This is a genomic window from Testudinibacter sp. P17/SS/0325 (assembly GCF_053570765.1).
The window spans coordinates 336022-352059 of the sequence record NZ_CM131635.1 but is presented as its reverse complement, the minus strand read 5'-3'; the positions used below and the strand labels follow the sequence as shown (position 1 = coordinate 352059).

Annotated in this window: 12 protein-coding genes, 1 tRNA gene and 1 rRNA gene; 11 read left to right on the top strand and 3 right to left on the bottom strand. The window is 48.7% G+C overall.

What is annotated here, in order from left to right; translation table 11 throughout:
* The first annotated feature begins 24 nt into the window (after positions 1-24).
* The gene (locus ACWA50_RS01660) at positions 25-708 is read left to right on the top strand and encodes a tRNA1(Val) (adenine(37)-N6)-methyltransferase (protein WP_449343126.1); all 684 of its coding nucleotides are present in this window, start codon (positions 25-27) and stop codon (positions 706-708) included.
* A 42-nt stretch (positions 709-750) separates the two neighbouring features.
* Here ACWA50_RS01660 and pnuC read toward each other — a convergent pair whose 3' ends face one another.
* Entirely contained in the window at positions 751-1476 is a 726-nt protein-coding gene (pnuC, locus tag ACWA50_RS01655) for a nicotinamide riboside transporter PnuC (protein ID WP_431053604.1), read from the bottom strand.
* A gap of 224 nt (positions 1477-1700) precedes the next feature.
* Between pnuC and rapA the strand changes: the two genes are divergently transcribed.
* The 6 genes from rapA to ACWA50_RS01625 all read left to right on the top strand — a co-directional run bounded on the left by rapA (position 1701) and on the right by ACWA50_RS01625 (position 9437).
* Positions 1701-4661 carry an RNA polymerase-associated protein RapA gene (gene rapA, locus ACWA50_RS01650; protein ID WP_431053603.1) on the top strand — a complete coding sequence of 987 codons (2961 nt, stop codon included), beginning with the start codon at positions 1701-1703 and terminating at the stop codon, positions 4659-4661.
* A gap of 15 nt (positions 4662-4676) precedes the next feature.
* A complete protein-coding gene (rluA, locus tag ACWA50_RS01645) occupies positions 4677-5336 on the top strand; it encodes a bifunctional tRNA pseudouridine(32) synthase/23S rRNA pseudouridine(746) synthase RluA (protein ID WP_431053602.1) in 660 nt (219 codons plus the stop codon).
* A 99-nt stretch (positions 5337-5435) separates the two neighbouring features.
* On the top strand, positions 5436-6506 hold the full coding sequence (locus ACWA50_RS01640; protein WP_431053601.1) for an ATP-binding protein: 1071 nt from the start codon (positions 5436-5438) through the stop codon (positions 6504-6506).
* Between the two features lie 183 nt (positions 6507-6689).
* The gene (gene uvrD, locus ACWA50_RS01635) at positions 6690-8870 is read left to right on the top strand and encodes a DNA helicase II (protein WP_431053600.1); all 2181 of its coding nucleotides are present in this window, start codon (positions 6690-6692) and stop codon (positions 8868-8870) included.
* 62 nt (positions 8871-8932) lie between these two features.
* The gene (locus ACWA50_RS01630) at positions 8933-9118 is read left to right on the top strand and encodes a hypothetical protein (protein WP_431053599.1); all 186 of its coding nucleotides are present in this window, start codon (positions 8933-8935) and stop codon (positions 9116-9118) included.
* 19 nt (positions 9119-9137) lie between these two features.
* Positions 9138-9437 carry a hypothetical protein gene (locus ACWA50_RS01625; protein ID WP_431053598.1) on the top strand — a complete coding sequence of 100 codons (300 nt, stop codon included), beginning with the start codon at positions 9138-9140 and terminating at the stop codon, positions 9435-9437.
* Here the strand turns inward: ACWA50_RS01625 and mazG are convergent.
* Both mazG and rpmE read right to left on the bottom strand, forming a co-directional pair.
* The gene (mazG, locus tag ACWA50_RS01620) at positions 9417-10133 is read right to left on the bottom strand and encodes a nucleoside triphosphate pyrophosphohydrolase (protein ID WP_431053597.1); all 717 of its coding nucleotides are present in this window, start codon (positions 10131-10133) and stop codon (positions 9417-9419) included. The two genes, ACWA50_RS01625 and mazG, sit on opposite strands and share 21 nt — an antisense overlap.
* 105 nt (positions 10134-10238) lie before the next feature.
* Positions 10239-10451, bottom strand: a complete 213-nt coding sequence (rpmE, locus tag ACWA50_RS01615) for a 50S ribosomal protein L31 (protein WP_431053596.1) — start codon at positions 10449-10451, stop codon at positions 10239-10241.
* 218 nt (positions 10452-10669) lie between these two features.
* On the opposite strand from rpmE, the gene priA reads away from it, so the two are divergent.
* The 4 genes from priA (at position 10670) to ACWA50_RS01595 (ending at position 15916) form a co-directional block, all read left to right on the top strand.
* Positions 10670-12886: a primosomal protein N' gene (gene priA, locus ACWA50_RS01610; protein ID WP_431053595.1), complete on the top strand. Its 2217-nt coding sequence runs from the start codon at positions 10670-10672 to the stop codon at positions 12884-12886.
* 87 nt (positions 12887-12973) lie between these two features.
* Positions 12974-13774, top strand: a complete 801-nt coding sequence (gene ftsN / locus ACWA50_RS01605; protein ID WP_431053594.1) for a cell division protein FtsN — start codon at positions 12974-12976, stop codon at positions 13772-13774.
* 451 nt (positions 13775-14225) lie between these two features.
* Positions 14226-15765 (top strand): 16S ribosomal RNA (locus ACWA50_RS01600).
* A 75-nt stretch (positions 15766-15840) separates the two neighbouring features.
* Positions 15841-15916: transfer RNA gene (locus ACWA50_RS01595), tRNA-Glu, on the top strand.
* Positions 15917-16038: the final 122 nt, after the last annotated feature.

The window sequence follows — 16038 nt, the reverse complement described above, 5'->3', positions numbered from 1 at the left end:
ACCGTCGCCCATGATCGTTGTGCGATGAAAGTGGGCACGGATAGCATTTTGCTTGGTGCGTGGGCGCAGATTGGGCAAGTGCGGTCGGTGTTGGATATGGGCTGTGGCAGCGGGTTGCTGGCATTAATGCTGGCGCAACGTTTGGCAAAAGAAAACGCAGACTATCAGATTACCGCACTTGAACTCGATCCGCAGGCGGCGCAACAAGCGCAGCAAAATGTTATCGAATCCCCGTGGGCGCAGCAGATTGCCGTGCTTAATCAAGATCTGTTTGCGTATGCGGAAGCGGCGCAACCGCACTTTGACCTGATTATTTCCAATCCGCCGTATTTTCATATCGGCGTCGATTGCCGTAATACGGAACGGCAAACCGCGCGTTACATGGCGGAAAACGGACATTTGGCGTGGCTGTTGGCGGCGCAAAACATGCTCAATCCTAACGGCAAAATCGCGTGGGTGTTGCCGTATGCAATGGCGCGGCATTTGCAGCAACAAGTCGCGCAGACCGCACTTTACTGTGCGAAATGGTGTGAGGTGATCACCAAGCAGGGCAAAGCGCCGCAGCGGGTTTTGCTGGAATTCAGATTATTCGATCGAAGTGCGGTTCAGGCACAAACTGAGCGTAGTGAAATTGTGATTTATCAGGCGGATAATCACTATCACCCGGATTTTATTGCGTTAACCAACGCCTTTTATTTGAAATTTTAGGGGAAAGCGTGTGCAGACGATAACGCCTGCACAGCGAAGTGATTAGGCGGTTTGCTGGGTTTTGACCATTCTCGCCCAGTTGTGGTAGCCGTAAATCGAGTTCCACAGATACATGATATACATCACCAATAACGGCAAACTGGTTTCGCCGTTTTTAATCCACATTGCCGTCCATAGGCTGACGGTTAGCAGATTGACCACAATCCACAACACCCACTGCTCACGGTAACGCAACACCATCAGAATTTGCGCCACGATCGAAACTACCACGGTTACGCCGTCCAATGCCGGCAAGGCACTGCCCAAGTTGTGCAGCAGTTGAATGTAGGCATAAGTTCCGATTACCGCGGCTGAAATCACAATTCCCCACTGTTTCAGGGTTAATGCCTTGGCGATCACTTCTTCGTATTGGTCGGTTTGTGCACTGGTTTTGATATGCATATGGCGGCGCCATACATAGAAACCGATAAATTGCACCGGCACATACACCAACAGATTCAGCATCATTTCGCCATATAATTTAAAGGTATAGGAAATATAGGCGTAGCAAGTCACACTGATAAAACCGAAAATATAATTACTGATTTTGCCCTTACTGACAAAGATGACGCATAAAATGCCGCTGATTGCGGCAATGGTAGCGATTATCGAATCGGGTTGGATAACGAAAATGGCGATTTGGATGCTTAAAAACAGAGCGATCCAGACGATTTCGAAATGGGTCCAACCGGAAAATAGTTCGTTTTTGGCTTTAGTTACAATACTCACGTTAATGGATTCCTAGATAAGCGAATGATTTTTGGAAATTATATATCACATCTTTACATAAGTAACCCGATTTTAGCTAAAATTTGGATAATATTCGCCAGCTTTTGCATTGGAATTGCGCTCTTTTAGATTAAAAAATCACTAAGCGAAATTTTTCTGATAAAAACGTTAAATAAATTGCCGGATTCCTCTATAATCAGCGCCTTTCAAATACAGGCAACAACATGGGTAATAAGGCGGACATGACAACCTTTGCGACAGGACAATTTGCGATAGGACAACGCTGGATCAGCGAAAGTGAAAACGGATTAGGGCTGGGTGTGGTGGTCGGTGTGGAGCAACGCACGGTCAGCCTGCTGTTTCCGGCGGCAAATGAACAACGGGTGTATGCCTTTGCTTCCGCACCGTTAACGCGCGTGCAGTTTACGCCGGGGGATAAAATCAAAAGCCACGAGGGTTGGCAGTTGCAGATTGAGCACATTGCGGAACAGCAAGGGGTGTTGAGCTATCACGGGATTCGTTTGGATAACGGCGAAAGTGCGGTATTGCGGGAAATGGAGCTGGATCACAATATCTCTTTCAGCAAGCCGCAAGAGCGGTTATTTGCCGCGCAAATTGATCGCAACGAGCATTTTAACCTGCGTTATCAAGCGCTTGTTCATCAACAGGCACAGTTCCAATCGCCGTTGCGTGGGCTGCGCGGCATTCGTGCCGGTTTGATCCCGCACCAGTTGCACATTGCCACCCAAGTCGGACATCGGATTGCGCCGCGCGTGTTGCTGGCGGACGAAGTCGGCTTGGGCAAAACCATTGAAGCCGGCATGATTTTGCAACAGCAACTGTTCAGCGGCAAGGTGGAGCGTGCGCTGATTTTGGTGCCGGAAAGCTTGCAACATCAATGGCTGGTGGAAATGCTGCGCCGTTTTAACCTTAATTTTTCGCTGTTTGACGAAGAACGTAGCCAAGATTTTGATCGGCGGAATAATGAAAGTGCGGTTGAGACGGCATTAGAAAATCCGTTTGATAGCGAAGCGTTGGTGATCTGTTCGCTCGATTGGCTGGTGCAACAGCCGCAACGTGCCGCGCAGTTGTGCCAAAGCGATTGGGATATGCTGATTGTCGATGAAGCGCACCATTTGCAATGGAGCGAAGCGCAACCGAGCCGTGAATATCAACTGGTCGAAACGCTGGCGCAACAGATTCCGTCAGTGCTGCTGCTGACCGCCACGCCGGAACAATTGGGGCAAGAGAGCCATTTTGCCCGATTGAAACTGCTCGATCCCGAGCGTTTTTACGATTACGCCGCATTTGTGCAAGAACAGCAACAATATCAACCGGTTGCCGACGCGGTCAATACCCTGTTAAATGACAACACGCTAAGTGCGGTTGAGCAAAACAGCATTGCCGAGCTATTGTCCGAGCAAGACGTTGAGCCGCTGTTTAAAATCATCAACGGCAAGCAATCGTCCTGCGAACAACAAACGGCGGCACGACAAGAGCTGATCAGCAATCTGATTGACCGTCACGGCACAAGCCGCGTGCTGTTTCGCAACACGCGCCAAGTGGTGAAAGGCTTCCCGAACCGCACTTTGCACCAAATCAAATTGGAACTGCCGAAGCAGTATCAAAACGCGCTCAAGGTGTGGAATATGTTGGGCGAAGAGGTCGCCGCCGACGTGCTGTTCTATCCGGAAATGCTGTTCCAAAAACTCAATCCGAGTGCGGCGTGGTGGGATTTTGATCCAAGGATTGAGTGGTTGATCACTTTCCTGAAAAATCGGCGTGAGGAAAAAATTCTGCTGATTTGCCAGCACGCCAATACTGCGATTCAGTTGGAGCAAATTTTGCGTGAGAAAGAGGGCATTCGCGCCGCGGTGTTCCACGAAAAAATGAGTATCATTGAGCGCGATAAAGCCGCCGCCTACTTTGCCCAAGCGGAAGAGGGCGCGCAGATTTTGCTCAGTTCGACCATCGGTTCGGAGGGGCGCAACTTCCAGTTCGCGTCCAATTTGGTGCTGTTTAATCTGCCGACCAATCCCGATTTATTGGAGCAGTGTATCGGGCGTTTGGATCGGATCGGGCAGCAACACGATATTCAAATTTATGTGCCGTTTTTTGCCGACAGCAGCCAACAATTGTTGGCGCAGTGGTACCACGACGGCTTGAATGCGTTTGAAGAAACCTGCCCGATGGGGGCGGCGATTTTCGCACAACAAAAAGTGCGCTTGCAGGCGTTTTTAACCGACGAAGCAGACGGCGACGATTTCGCCCAATTTGTTAAAACCACGCGCCAACAGCGCGAGCAACTGAAACTTGAGTTGGAACAAGGACGTGATCGTTTGTTGGAACTGAATTCCAACGGCGGCGAAAGCGCACAACAGCTTGCCGCCGAGATTGCCAACGATGACGCCAGCACCGATTTGATTCAATTCAGCCTCAGCCTGTTTGATATTATCGGCTTGGAGCAGGAAGATTTGGGCGAGAAAAGCATTGTCATTCACCCGACCGGGCACATGCTGGTGCCGGATTTCCCGGGCTTGAAAGAGGACGGCAGCACGGTAACCTTTGATCGCCGCTTGGCATTGGCGCGCGAAGAATTGGAATTTTTGACCTGGGATCACCCGATAATCCGCAACGGCATTGATTTGATTACCGCCGGCGACATCGGCAAAAGTGCGGTCTCGTTGCTGATTAACAAAGCGCTACCGGCTGGCACGCTGCTACTGGAACTAGTTTATGTGGTGGAAGTGCAAGCGCCGCCGGCGTTACAGCTCACCCGCTTCTTACCACCGACCCCGATTCGCTTGTTGCTCGACAGCAAAGGCAATGATTTGTCGGATAAAGTGGCGGTGAGTGCGTTACAAAAACAACTCAAGCCAATCGGCAAAAATATGGCGAACAAAGTGGTGAAAATGACGCGAAGTGCGGTTGAACATGCGTTGCAACGGGGCGACAATCTGATCGGCGCCAAAGCGCACGCCTTGATTGAAGAGGCAAAACGCAACGCCGAACAGCAACTGAACGGCGAATACCAACGCTTGACCGCACTTCAGGCAGTGAATAAAAATATCCGTCAGGACGAAGTGACCGCACTTGAGCAATTGCAACAGCAAGCGCTGCAACAGTTGCAACAAGCGAGCTGGCGCTTAGATTGCCTGCGCGTGATTGTCAGCAATAAGGAATAGCAACAAGGAACAACAATGGCATTGATTCATTACGATCCACCGACCGAGCCGTGGCTGGAGATTGTCTATCAAGACAACTATGTTGCCGCGATCAACAAACCGAGCGGTTTGCTTTCCGTACCGGGCAACCGCCCGGAATATCTCGACAGCGCCACCACGCGCGTGCGGCAAAAATTCGGTTTTGCCGAAGCGGTGCACCGTTTGGACATGGCGACCAGCGGCATTATTCTGTTCGCTTTGAGCAAAAAAGCCGAGCAAGAACTGAAACGCCAATTCCGCGATCGCGAAACCAAAAAGCACTATCAGGCGTTGGTGTGGGGACACCCCGAAGCCGACAGCGGTTTTATCAATCTGCCGCTGATTTGCGATTGGGAAAACCGTCCGCGCCAGAAAATCTGTTACGAGCGCGGCAAAAGAGCGGTCACCCATTATGAAGTGTTGGCGCGCTACCCGAACAACAGCGCACGGGTGCGCCTGACGCCGATCACCGGGCGCTCGCACCAGTTGCGCGTGCATATGCTGGCATTGGGACACCCGATTTTAGGCGATAAATTCTACGCCCACCCTGCCGCCAAAGCCCTTGCGCCGCGTTTGTGCCTGCACGCCGAATCGCTGACCGTCACTCATCCGATTAACGGCGAGCCGATAACCTTTGCGGTTGAAGCTGAGTTTTAGTTCTGCAAAGCGGGTAAAATTAGCTGAAATTATACTCAACTTGTATAATTATACATTGTGAGTATAATTTAGTATAATTTTATCCAGCCGGGGGGATTTATGCTGATTCGAGATCCACTTTATTTTCACCGCACGACATTGGCGGAAACACTGTTAGCCAACTTTAAATCGGGTATTTTTCATGCGCTCACGCTTTTTGCACCGCGCCGAATGGGAAAAACCCAGTTTTTGCTTAATGACGTCGCCCCGCTAGCAGAGATGCAAGGTTTCAGAGTGTTTTATCACAGTTTTATGGACAGCGATAATGACTTTCGTGCTTCTCTACAACTGTTTTCTGAAAATAAAAACAATAAGGTGAAAGGTTGGTTTTCTCAAATCAAAGGTATTTCGATTGCCGGCAGTGGCGTTGAGCTGGACAAGCAAACGGCGGCTGAGCCGATCAGTCAAATTATCGCGCGTTTGGCGGATGAGAAAAAACCGACCTTATTACTGCTCGATGAAATTCAAGAATTGGCGCGCGGTGTGAATAATAGCAATGTGGTCGGTTCGTTACGAACAGGGCTAGATTTATATCGCGATAAAATTAAAGTGATTTTTACCGGCTCATCTACCAATGATTTGCGCGTGATGTTTAATGACGGCAAAGCCCCGTTTTTTCACTTTTCGCATCAAATTGATTTTCCACCGTTGGGGCGTGATTTTTCCGATTTTTTAGCGGATATTTACCAGCAGAGAACAGAAGCATTCATCGACAAAACCGCACTTTATCAAATTTTTCTACGTCTGAACCAAACACCGATGTACTTGCGCCAGATTATTGAACGAATGATTATTAACCCCGCATTAACGCTTGAACAAGCCACTGAAATTCAGCTGACTCAAAGCGGCACCGGTGCCGATTACCACAAAGTGTGGCAAGCATTGACGGCATTGGATCAGCAATTATTATTAGTGATTGCAAAAGGCGAAACCGCACTTTATAGCGAACGTAACCGACATGAACTTGCAAGTAGATTGGGCGTGGCAGAGGTGAAAACCTCATCCATCCAGGGCAGCGTACGTAAGTTAGAAAATCGTGAATTGCTGACCAGAGATACTAAAAATAAGCAGTCTATCAATGAAAGTGCATTTAAAACATGGATTTTAGATCAATCGGTTAGTCAAAATTAGCTGAAATTATACTTAGAACGTATAATTATACTTTCACCATATAATTTGTACTAAAACCATATAAAGTGCGGTATTGCGTTGCAGTAACCGCACTTTCCCCGAAAAAATCATTTCCCTGATATGAAATCCTGCTATAATTCTGCTGTATAAATAAACAGTAAAACGTAAGCGAACGGCGGCAAAATGGATATTTCAGAATTATTGGACGGGTTGAACGACAAACAGCGTGAGGCGGTGGCTGCGCCGTTGGGTAATTATCTGGTGCTTGCCGGGGCGGGCAGCGGCAAAACTCGGGTGCTGACCCACCGTATTGCATGGTTGGTCGGGGTGGAGCACGCGCCGGAATCCTCGATTTTAGCGGTGACCTTCACCAATAAAGCCGCTGCGGAAATGCGCCATCGGATCAGCGCAACTTTGCAACGCGAGCAGTCGCAAGGGCTGTTCGGTATGTGGATCGGCACGTTTCACAGCATTGCCAACCGCCTGTTGCGCGCCCATTATCCCGATGCCAATCTGCCGCAAGATTTCCAAATTTTAGACTCGGAAGACCAAGTGCGGTTGCTGAAACGGCTGATGAAACTGCACAATTACGATGAAAAAAACTTTCCGCCAAAACAAGCCTGTTGGTATATTAATCACCAAAAAGATAACGGCTTGCGTCCGCACCAAATCGATGATCATAATGACCGTAGCGAACGTGAATGGATTCGGATTTACCAAATCTATCAAGATGCCTGTGATCGTGCCGGCTTGGTGGATTTTGCCGAATTGCTGCTGCGCGCTTATGAATTGTGGCTGAAAAAACCGCTGATTTTGCAACGCTATCAACAGCGTTTTCAGCATATTCTGGTTGATGAATTTCAAGACACCAACAACATTCAATATGCGTGGATCAAACTGCTCGCCGGCGAACAAGGCAAGGTGATGATTGTCGGCGATGACGATCAATCGATCTACGGCTGGCGCGGTGCGAAAATTGAAAATATCCAACGTTTCTTACAGGACTATCCGCAAGCACAAACCATTCGTTTGGAACAAAATTACCGTTCGACCGGCAATATTTTGCAAGCGGCGAATCAACTTATTGCCAATAACAGCGACCGTTTAGGTAAAAATTTATGGACTGACGGCGATCAGGGCGAGCCGGTTGGTATCTATTGTGCCTTTAACGAACTGGACGAAGCGCGTTTTGTGGTGTCGCAGATTAAACAATGGCAGCAAGACGGCGGCGATTACCATGATTGTGCGGTGTTGTATCGCAGCAACAGCCAGTCGCGCGTGCTGGAAGAGGCGTTATTACAGGCGCAAATTCCATATCGGATTTACGGCGGTATGCGCTTTTTTGAACGGCAGGAGATCAAAGATGCCTTGGCGTATCTACGCCTGATTGCCAACCGCAATGATGATGCGGCTTTTGAGCGGGTGGTGAATACGCCGCCGCGCGGCATCGGCGACCGTACGTTGGATACCTTGCGCCAGCTGACGCGCGAACGCCAAATCACGTTATGGCAAGCCACCAATTTGGCGATTGAAGAAAACAAATTGGCGGGCAGAGCCGCCACGGCGTTGCTGCGTTTTATGGAGTTAATCAGCGCACTGGAGCAGGACAGTTGTGAGATGCCGCTGTTTGCCCAGACGGATTTTGTGATTAAACATTCCGGTTTGTACCAAATGTATCAACAGGAAAAAGGCGAAAAGGGCGAAGTGCGGATCGAAAACTTGGAAGAGTTGGTTTCCGCCACCCGTGAATTTATCAAGCCGGACGAAGCGGACGAGATGACCGATTTAACCGCATTTTTAACCCACGCTTCGCTTGAAGCCGGCGAGGGGCAGGCGGATCGCCACCAACCGAGCGTGGAGATGATGACCCTGCATTCCGCCAAAGGCTTGGAGTTTCCGCGCGTGTTTATCGTCGGCATGGAAGAGGGCATTTTCCCCAGCCGCATGGCGTTGGAGGAGAGCGGTCGTTTGGAAGAAGAACGGCGCTTGGCGTATGTCGGTATCACCCGCGCCAAGCAGCAACTGACCATCAGCTACGCCGAAAGCCGCCGTTTATACGGCAAAGAAGAACGCCACATCGTTTCCCGTTTTGTCAGCGAACTGCCACCGGACTGTATCCGCGAAATCCGCCTGCGCGGCACGGTCACGCGCTCTTTCACGCAAAGTGCGGTCAGCCATTCAGGAATTAACCTGTTGAATCAAAGCGAATGGAAAATGGGACAAAAAGTCAACCACGCCAAATTCGGCAACGGCACGATTATCAACGTTGAAGGCAGCGATAACAACACCCGCTTACAAATCGCCTTTCAAAATCAAGGGATTAAATGGCTGATTGCGCATTTGGCGAAGTTGGAGAAGATTTAGTTATCGCGTAAGAATCGGTTAAGTTGTAGAATAAGTAAACAAATTGCAAAAAAGGAGTGCTTATGCAATTAACATTAGAACAGGAAAATGCATTGTTAGCTCGTTATATCGAAGTGAAACAGCAAGATACGCTGATTGAAACCAGTAGGGAAGCGATCAGAGAACTAGCGAATCAAAAGCGAGCGGCATATCGTCAGAACAAAAAAATTATTGATGAAGTTTTTTACGATGAAGTGGTAAACGCTTAATAAAAACCTTTTGGATTTTATGGCGTTGCTATCAGATGATACGCTAGTCTTTTTTGAAAAATCCTTAGATAAATATGAAATTGTCTTGAGCCCATTTTCGGTTGAGATTAATAGTTATGTTTCCATTCACTGTATTGTTGAAGGTGATATGGCAACAATTTTGTCATTTAATTATGGCAAATACACCAATCTAAACTATGGAGAAGCAAGGGCGGAATTGGAATTTATCCGAGCCTTGGAGGCTAAGTATTTTGAATCCAATTCCTATATTGAATTATCTCCGAAAAATCGCCTTAAATTATTTAAAATGTTTGCTTGATGAAGACTGTTCAAATTCCCTCGCCCGTTGTTCAAAGCGGCTGTTTTCGTCGCGTAGCAAGGTTTCGGCTTGTAGCTCCAGTTGGCGGCAGAGGTTGCTGACGCTGAACAGCAATTCTGCCAGCAGCTTGGCGGCGTGATCTTGATTGGTGGCGACCGCACTTTTGATTGCTGCCAGTTGTTGTTCGGCTTGGGCGATAGTTTGTGCAACGGTAGTGGGTTGATAACCCAATTTCTTGGCGCGTTTTTGCAGTTTTTCAGCCCGCAATAACGCCGGCAAGGCGTGCGGCACATCGTCCAGCAATGAGGTTTGCTGTTTGTCCAAACGCTCTTGCTTTTTTTTATTTTCCCAATTTTTTAAGGCTTCCGTGGCGCTGTCCGCCGAGATATCGCCGAACACATGCGGGTGGCGGCGGATCAGTTTTTCGCTCAGGGTTTCCACCACGTCGTTAAACTGAAAGCGTTGCTCTTCGTTGGCAAGCTGGCTGAGAAACACCACTTGCAGCAACAGATCGCCCAATTCTTCCTTTAATGCGCTAAAATCCTCGGTTTGAATCGCTTCCACTACTTCGTAACTCTCCTCCAGCAGATACGGCACAATGCTGCGGTAATCCTGTTCCAAATCCCACGGACAGCCCCCGTTAGGGTTACGCAGTTGAGCCATAATCTCGAGCAGTTGTTGAATCGGTGTCGTCATCGGATTTCCTTCTTTGTAATAAAAGTGCGGTCTGGGCGATCAGTATAACGCATAAAAAAACCGATTCCATCGCTGAAATCGGTTTCTTTTTCGTTATAGCAACGATTATTTCGTGCCCGGAATGCTGAAACGTTTGTTGAAACGTTCTACACGACCACCGGTGTCAACCACGCGTTGTTTACCAGTATAGAACGGGTGGCACACGCCGCACACGTCCAAGTTGATGTCACGTCCGATAGTAGAACGTGTTTTGATGACGTTACCGCAAGAACAGGTTGCAGTCACTTCTTTGTATTCAGGGTGGATACCTTGTTTCATAGAAAACCTCAGATTGAAGCCATATCGCTATCGGGAGCGTGCCCGACACCATATGTAGTTAATAATACGCGCAATGCGCAGTTGTTTTAAAGACGGCGGATTATACAGCATTAAGTGCGGTTAAGCAATAGCCGCGTCAGCGCGTTATTGTCAGGACAATATCGGCGAAAATCCGCTATACTACCGTTCTTTATTCATCTCACGAGTTTAATGGCGTTATGCGTTTGATTCGAGTTGCGTTGGCAATTCCCTTGGCACGTTATTTTGATTATTTGGTTGATGACTCGGCGATTCTCGCGGTTGGCAGCCGTGTCGTGGTGCCGTTCGGACGGCAAAAACGGATTGGAATTGTGATCGACTTTCCGCAACAGAGCGAGGTCGCCGCCGCGCAGTTAAAACCGATTACGGCGGTATTAGATCGGCAATCGCTGTTTAGCGACGAATTATATTCGTTGCTGCAATGGGCGGCGAATTATTATCAAACCGGTTTGGGCGAGGTGCTGTTTCAGGCGTTGCCGGTCAAATTGCGCCAAGGCGAGGCGAATCAAAGAGCGGTCAGTGCCGTGTGGAAAATCACAGCACAAGGGCAAACCGCACTTGCCAACGGCGAGTTGAAACGCGCGAAAAAACAGCGACAGGCATTAGCGCAATTGGCGCAAAACGGCGAAACGGAGCAAGGCTCGACCGAGTTTGCCCGTGCGATTTATACGGCATTACAGGAAAAAGGGCTGATTCTTGCGCAACAACAGCCGTATCACGTTACGTGCTGGCAAACCGCACTTGCCGATGAAAATTGGCTGAATCAAGCGGATAAATTACGCCTGAACAAGCAACAAGCCTTAGCGGTGAGTGCAGTGAATTTTAGCGACGGTTTTCAAGCGTGGTTGTTGGATGGCGTCACCGGTTCGGGCAAAACCGAAGTGTATCTGCATTTAATGGAAAAGGTGTTGGCAGAGGGCAAACAGGTGCTGTTGCTGATTCCTGAAATCGGCTTAACCCCGCAGTTGGTACGCAGCGTGCAGAACCGGTTCAATCTGCCGATTGATGTGTTGCATTCCAATTTAAGCGACAGCCAACGCTTGTTGGCGTGGCAGCGTGCGCAAAGCGGCGAAAGTGCGGTGGTGGTCGGCACGCGATCCGCACTTTTCAGCCAATTCCAACGGCTCGGCTTGATTATTCTTGATGAAGAGCATGATCTTTCCTATAAACAGCAAGACTCCAGTTGGCGACATCATGCGCGCGATTTGGCGGTGATACGGGCGCGAAATAACGGCATTTCGATTGTGCTCGGCAGTGCCACGCCCAGTTTGGAAAGCTTGGCGAATGTGCAGAGCGGCAAATATCGCCATTTGGTGCTCAATCAGCGCGCGATGAACAGCAATGCCTTGAGCCATCGGGTGTTGGATCTTAAAAAACAACGGGTGGATCGCGGTTTATCCGAGCAATTATTACACTTAATGCGCCAACATTTGGAGAAAGGCAATCAAGTGTTGCTGTTTTTGAACCGACGCGGTTACGCACCGATTTTGTTGTGTCACGAGTGCGGTTGGATTGCCGAATGTGCGAGCTGCGAACGCCCTTATACTTACCATAAAAAACAAAACAGTCTGACTTGCCATCATTGCGAGCGCAAGGTGAAAGTGCCGCGCCAATGTCCGAAGTGCGGTTCGACCCATTTGATCACCGCAGGCGTAGGCACGGAGCAGTTGGAAAGCGCGCTGGCGGAGAAATTTCCGGAGTACGGCATTGCACGGATTGACCGCGACACCACTGCACGCAAAGGCGCAATGGAAACCCGGTTGCAACAGATTAAAACACGGCAACGACGGATTTTGATCGGCACGCAAATGTTGGCGAAAGGACACCATTTTCCCGATGTGACGTTGGTGGCGATGGTGAATATCGACGGCGCGCTTTTTTCGGAAGATTTCCGCAGCGAAGAACGTTTGGCGCAGTTGTATGTGCAAGTGGCGGGGCGTGCCGGACGTGGTGACAAAGCCGGCGAAGTGGTGCTGCAAACCCATTTTCCACAACATAGCCTGCTGCAAACCCTGTTACAACAAGGCTATGCCGAATTTGCCAAAAAGGCATTGCAGCAGCGGCAAAGTATCGGCTTGCCACCGTTTGCGGCGCAGGCGTTATTTCGAGTAAAAAGTAAAAACAGCCAAAGTGCGGTTGTGTACCTGCAACAAGTGGCGGCATTCTTTCAAGATTACAGCCAAAAACAGCCGCTTGACAGTTTGCAAATTCTCGGACCGATTGAAGCGTTGCAGGCGAAAAAAGCCGGGCAATACCAATGGCATTTATTGTTACAACACCCCTCAAGAGCGGTATTGCAGCATTGCCTGCAAGTCTTTTCCAGCCATAAACCGCAGTTGAATTTGGATCAAAACATCCGTTGCGTGCTGGATATTGATCCGCAGGATTTCAGTTAGGTAGAAAATAGAGGCTAGGATTTTGACATTTTTTTAAGTAAAATTGCTGTTTAATTGTGATAACGTTTAAATAAATAGGGAATTTCAGTGGTTCAGCGTGATTATGCCACTCGGGGCAGAGCGACATCAAAGAAAAAAGCCAATAAGGTGAATAAAGGGCTGCTGTTAGGCATTGCTTTTGCAATGGTAGCGATTTTTGCGGCTGGTTTGTATCTATTAAAAGAAAAATCGACAGAAAGCGGCGCGGTGGTTGCGACAGTCGATAAAGTTGAAGAAAACAAACCAAAAAGCACTTTGCCGAGCCGTCCCGAAGAGGTGTGGAGCTATATTCGTGATTTGGAAACGCGTGAAATTCCGATCGATAATAGCCCGAAAAGTTTGGATAAAGTGCAAAACTTAACCGAAGAACAGAAAAAGATTTTGCAGATGTTGGAGCGTGATGCCGAAGCCGCAGAAGCCGCAAAAAATGATAAAAATGTAGCAGTGCAGGCACAAGTGCAACAAACACTGAAGCATAATGAGCCGAATGCCACGATTGCGCCTCCGGTTGTGGTGGAAAAACCAAAAGCGCAAACGAATACCAAACCTGTAGAAAGTAAACCGGCAGAAGTGGTACAGGCAAAACCAAAACAAGAAAGCAGCGCAGCGCAGCAAACCAAGAAAACGGCTTCAACTGCGAAATTCGGCTTGCAATGTGGCGCATTTAAAAACCGTGAACAAGCAGAGAACTTGCAGGCACGTTTGGTGATGGCTGGTTTTGATGCGCGTGTCAGCAGTAGTTCGACCTTCAACCGTATTTTTATTGGGCCGATTGGCGATCGTGCCGCTGCCAATGCCACCTTGCAAAAAGCCAAGGGTGTAACGGAGTGTGTTGTGATCGGTATGTAACCGCACTTTATTATCAAAAATAGTCAGAAAAACGGTTGAAAGGATAAATTTCAACCGTTTTGTTTTAATTAACGTTTAAAAAAAGATCAAACGCAAAAAATAACGATCTTTTTGCAAAAAAGATCTTGCCAAAAAATTTTGCCGCCCTATAATGCGCTTCCACTGACGGCGACAACGCAAAACGGCGTGGCAAGTCGGTGAAAGTGAAGCGGTTAGTTTAAAAATCGCTTGACGAAAAAATGGGATTGTGTAGAATGACAATCCTTTCCTTGAAAAGAAGGAAACTGTTCTTTAACAATATATCAGACAATCTGTGTGGGCACTTGTGCAAGGCATTGGTAATTTAAAGATTTAAAAAACTAAAGTCTTAATGAGTGCTGATAGTAAATTCATAATTGAAACTTTTGTGGTTTCAACATTATAGTCAGAAATTCGTTGAGCGATTGAACTTGAATTGAAGAGTTTGATCATGGCTCAGATTGAACGCTGGCGGCAGGCTTAACACATGCAAGTCGAGCGGTAACGGGGGAGAGCTTGCTCTCTTGCCGACGAGCGGCGGACGGGTGAGTAATGCTTGGGAATCTGGCTTATGGAGGGGGATAACTACGGGAAACTGTAGCTAATACCGCGTAATGTCTTAGGACTAAAGGGTGGGACTTTCGAGCCGCCCGCCATAAGATGAGCCCAAGTGAGATTAGGTAGTTGGTGAGGTAAAGGCTCACCAAGCCGTCGATCTCTAACTGGTCTGAGAGGATGACCAGTCACACTGGGACTGAGACACGGCCCAGACTCCTACGGGAGGCAGCAGTGGGGAATATTGCGCAATGGGGGGAACCCTGACGCAGCCATGCCGCGTGAATGAAGAAGGCCTTCGGGTTGTAAAGTTCTTTCGGTGATGAGGAAGGTGTTTTGTTTAATAGACAGAGCAATTGACGTTAGTCACAGAAGAAGCACCGGCTAACTCCGTGCCAGCAGCCGCGGTAATACGGAGGGTGCGAGCGTTAATCGGAATAACTGGGCGTAAAGGGCACGCAGGCGGATAGATAAGTGAGATGTGAAATCCCCGAGCTTAACTTGGGAACAGCATTTCATACTGTTTATCTAGAGTTTTGTAGAGAGGGGTAGAATTCCACGTGTAGCGGTGAAATGCGTAGAGATGTGGAGGAATACCGGAGGCGAAGGCGGCCCCTTGGACAAAGACTGACGCTCATGTGCGAAAGCGTGGGGAGCAAACAGGATTAGATACCCTGGTAGTCCACGCTGTAAACGATGTCGATTTGGGGGTTGCCTGTATGGGTGGCTCTCGAAGCTAACGCGTTAAATCGACCGCCTGGGGAGTACGGCCGCAAGGTTAAAACTCAAATGAATTGACGGGGGCCCGCACAAGCGGTGGAGCATGTGGTTTAATTCGATGCAACGCGAAGAACCTTACCTACTCTTGACATCCTAAGAAGAGCTCAGAGATGAGCTTGTGCCTTCGGGAACTTAGAGACAGGTGCTGCATGGCTGTCGTCAGCTCGTGTTGTGAAATGTTGGGTTAAGTCCCGCAACGAGCGCAACCCTTATCCTTTGTTGCCAGCATGTAAAGATGGGAACTCAAAGGAGACTGCCGGTGACAAACCGGAGGAAGGTGGGGATGACGTCAAGTCATCATGGCCCTTACGAGTAGGGCTACACACGTGCTACAATGGCGTATACAGAGGGAGGCGAGAGTGCGAGCTTAAGCGAATCTCTTAAAGTGCGTCGTAGTCCGGATTGGAGTCTGCAACTCGACTCCATGAAGTCGGAATCGCTAGTAATCGCAAATCAGAATGTTGCGGTGAATACGTTCCCGGGCCTTGTACACACCGCCCGTCACACCATGGGAGTGGGTTGTACCAGAAGTAGATAGCTTAACCGGAAGGGGGGCGTTTACCACGGTATGATTCATGACTGGGGTGAAGTCGTAACAAGGTAACCGTAGGGGAACCTGCGGTTGGATCACCTCCTTATATATGACTGATGATTTTGTATAGGTGTTCACACAGATTGTTTGATAGATTTGAGAATAACGTGTTATGGTCGCGGTCCCCATCGTCTAGAGGCCTAGGACATCGCCCTTTCACGGCGGTAACCGGGGTTCGAATCCCCGTGGGGACGCCATAACACGATATTTTTGAATCGTATCGGTGAAAACCGATTTGTTCTTTAAAAATTTGGACACAAGCTAAAAACTGAAGAGAACTCAAGCGTTCGAGAGGACGTAAGAGCTGAGTATTCGAAAA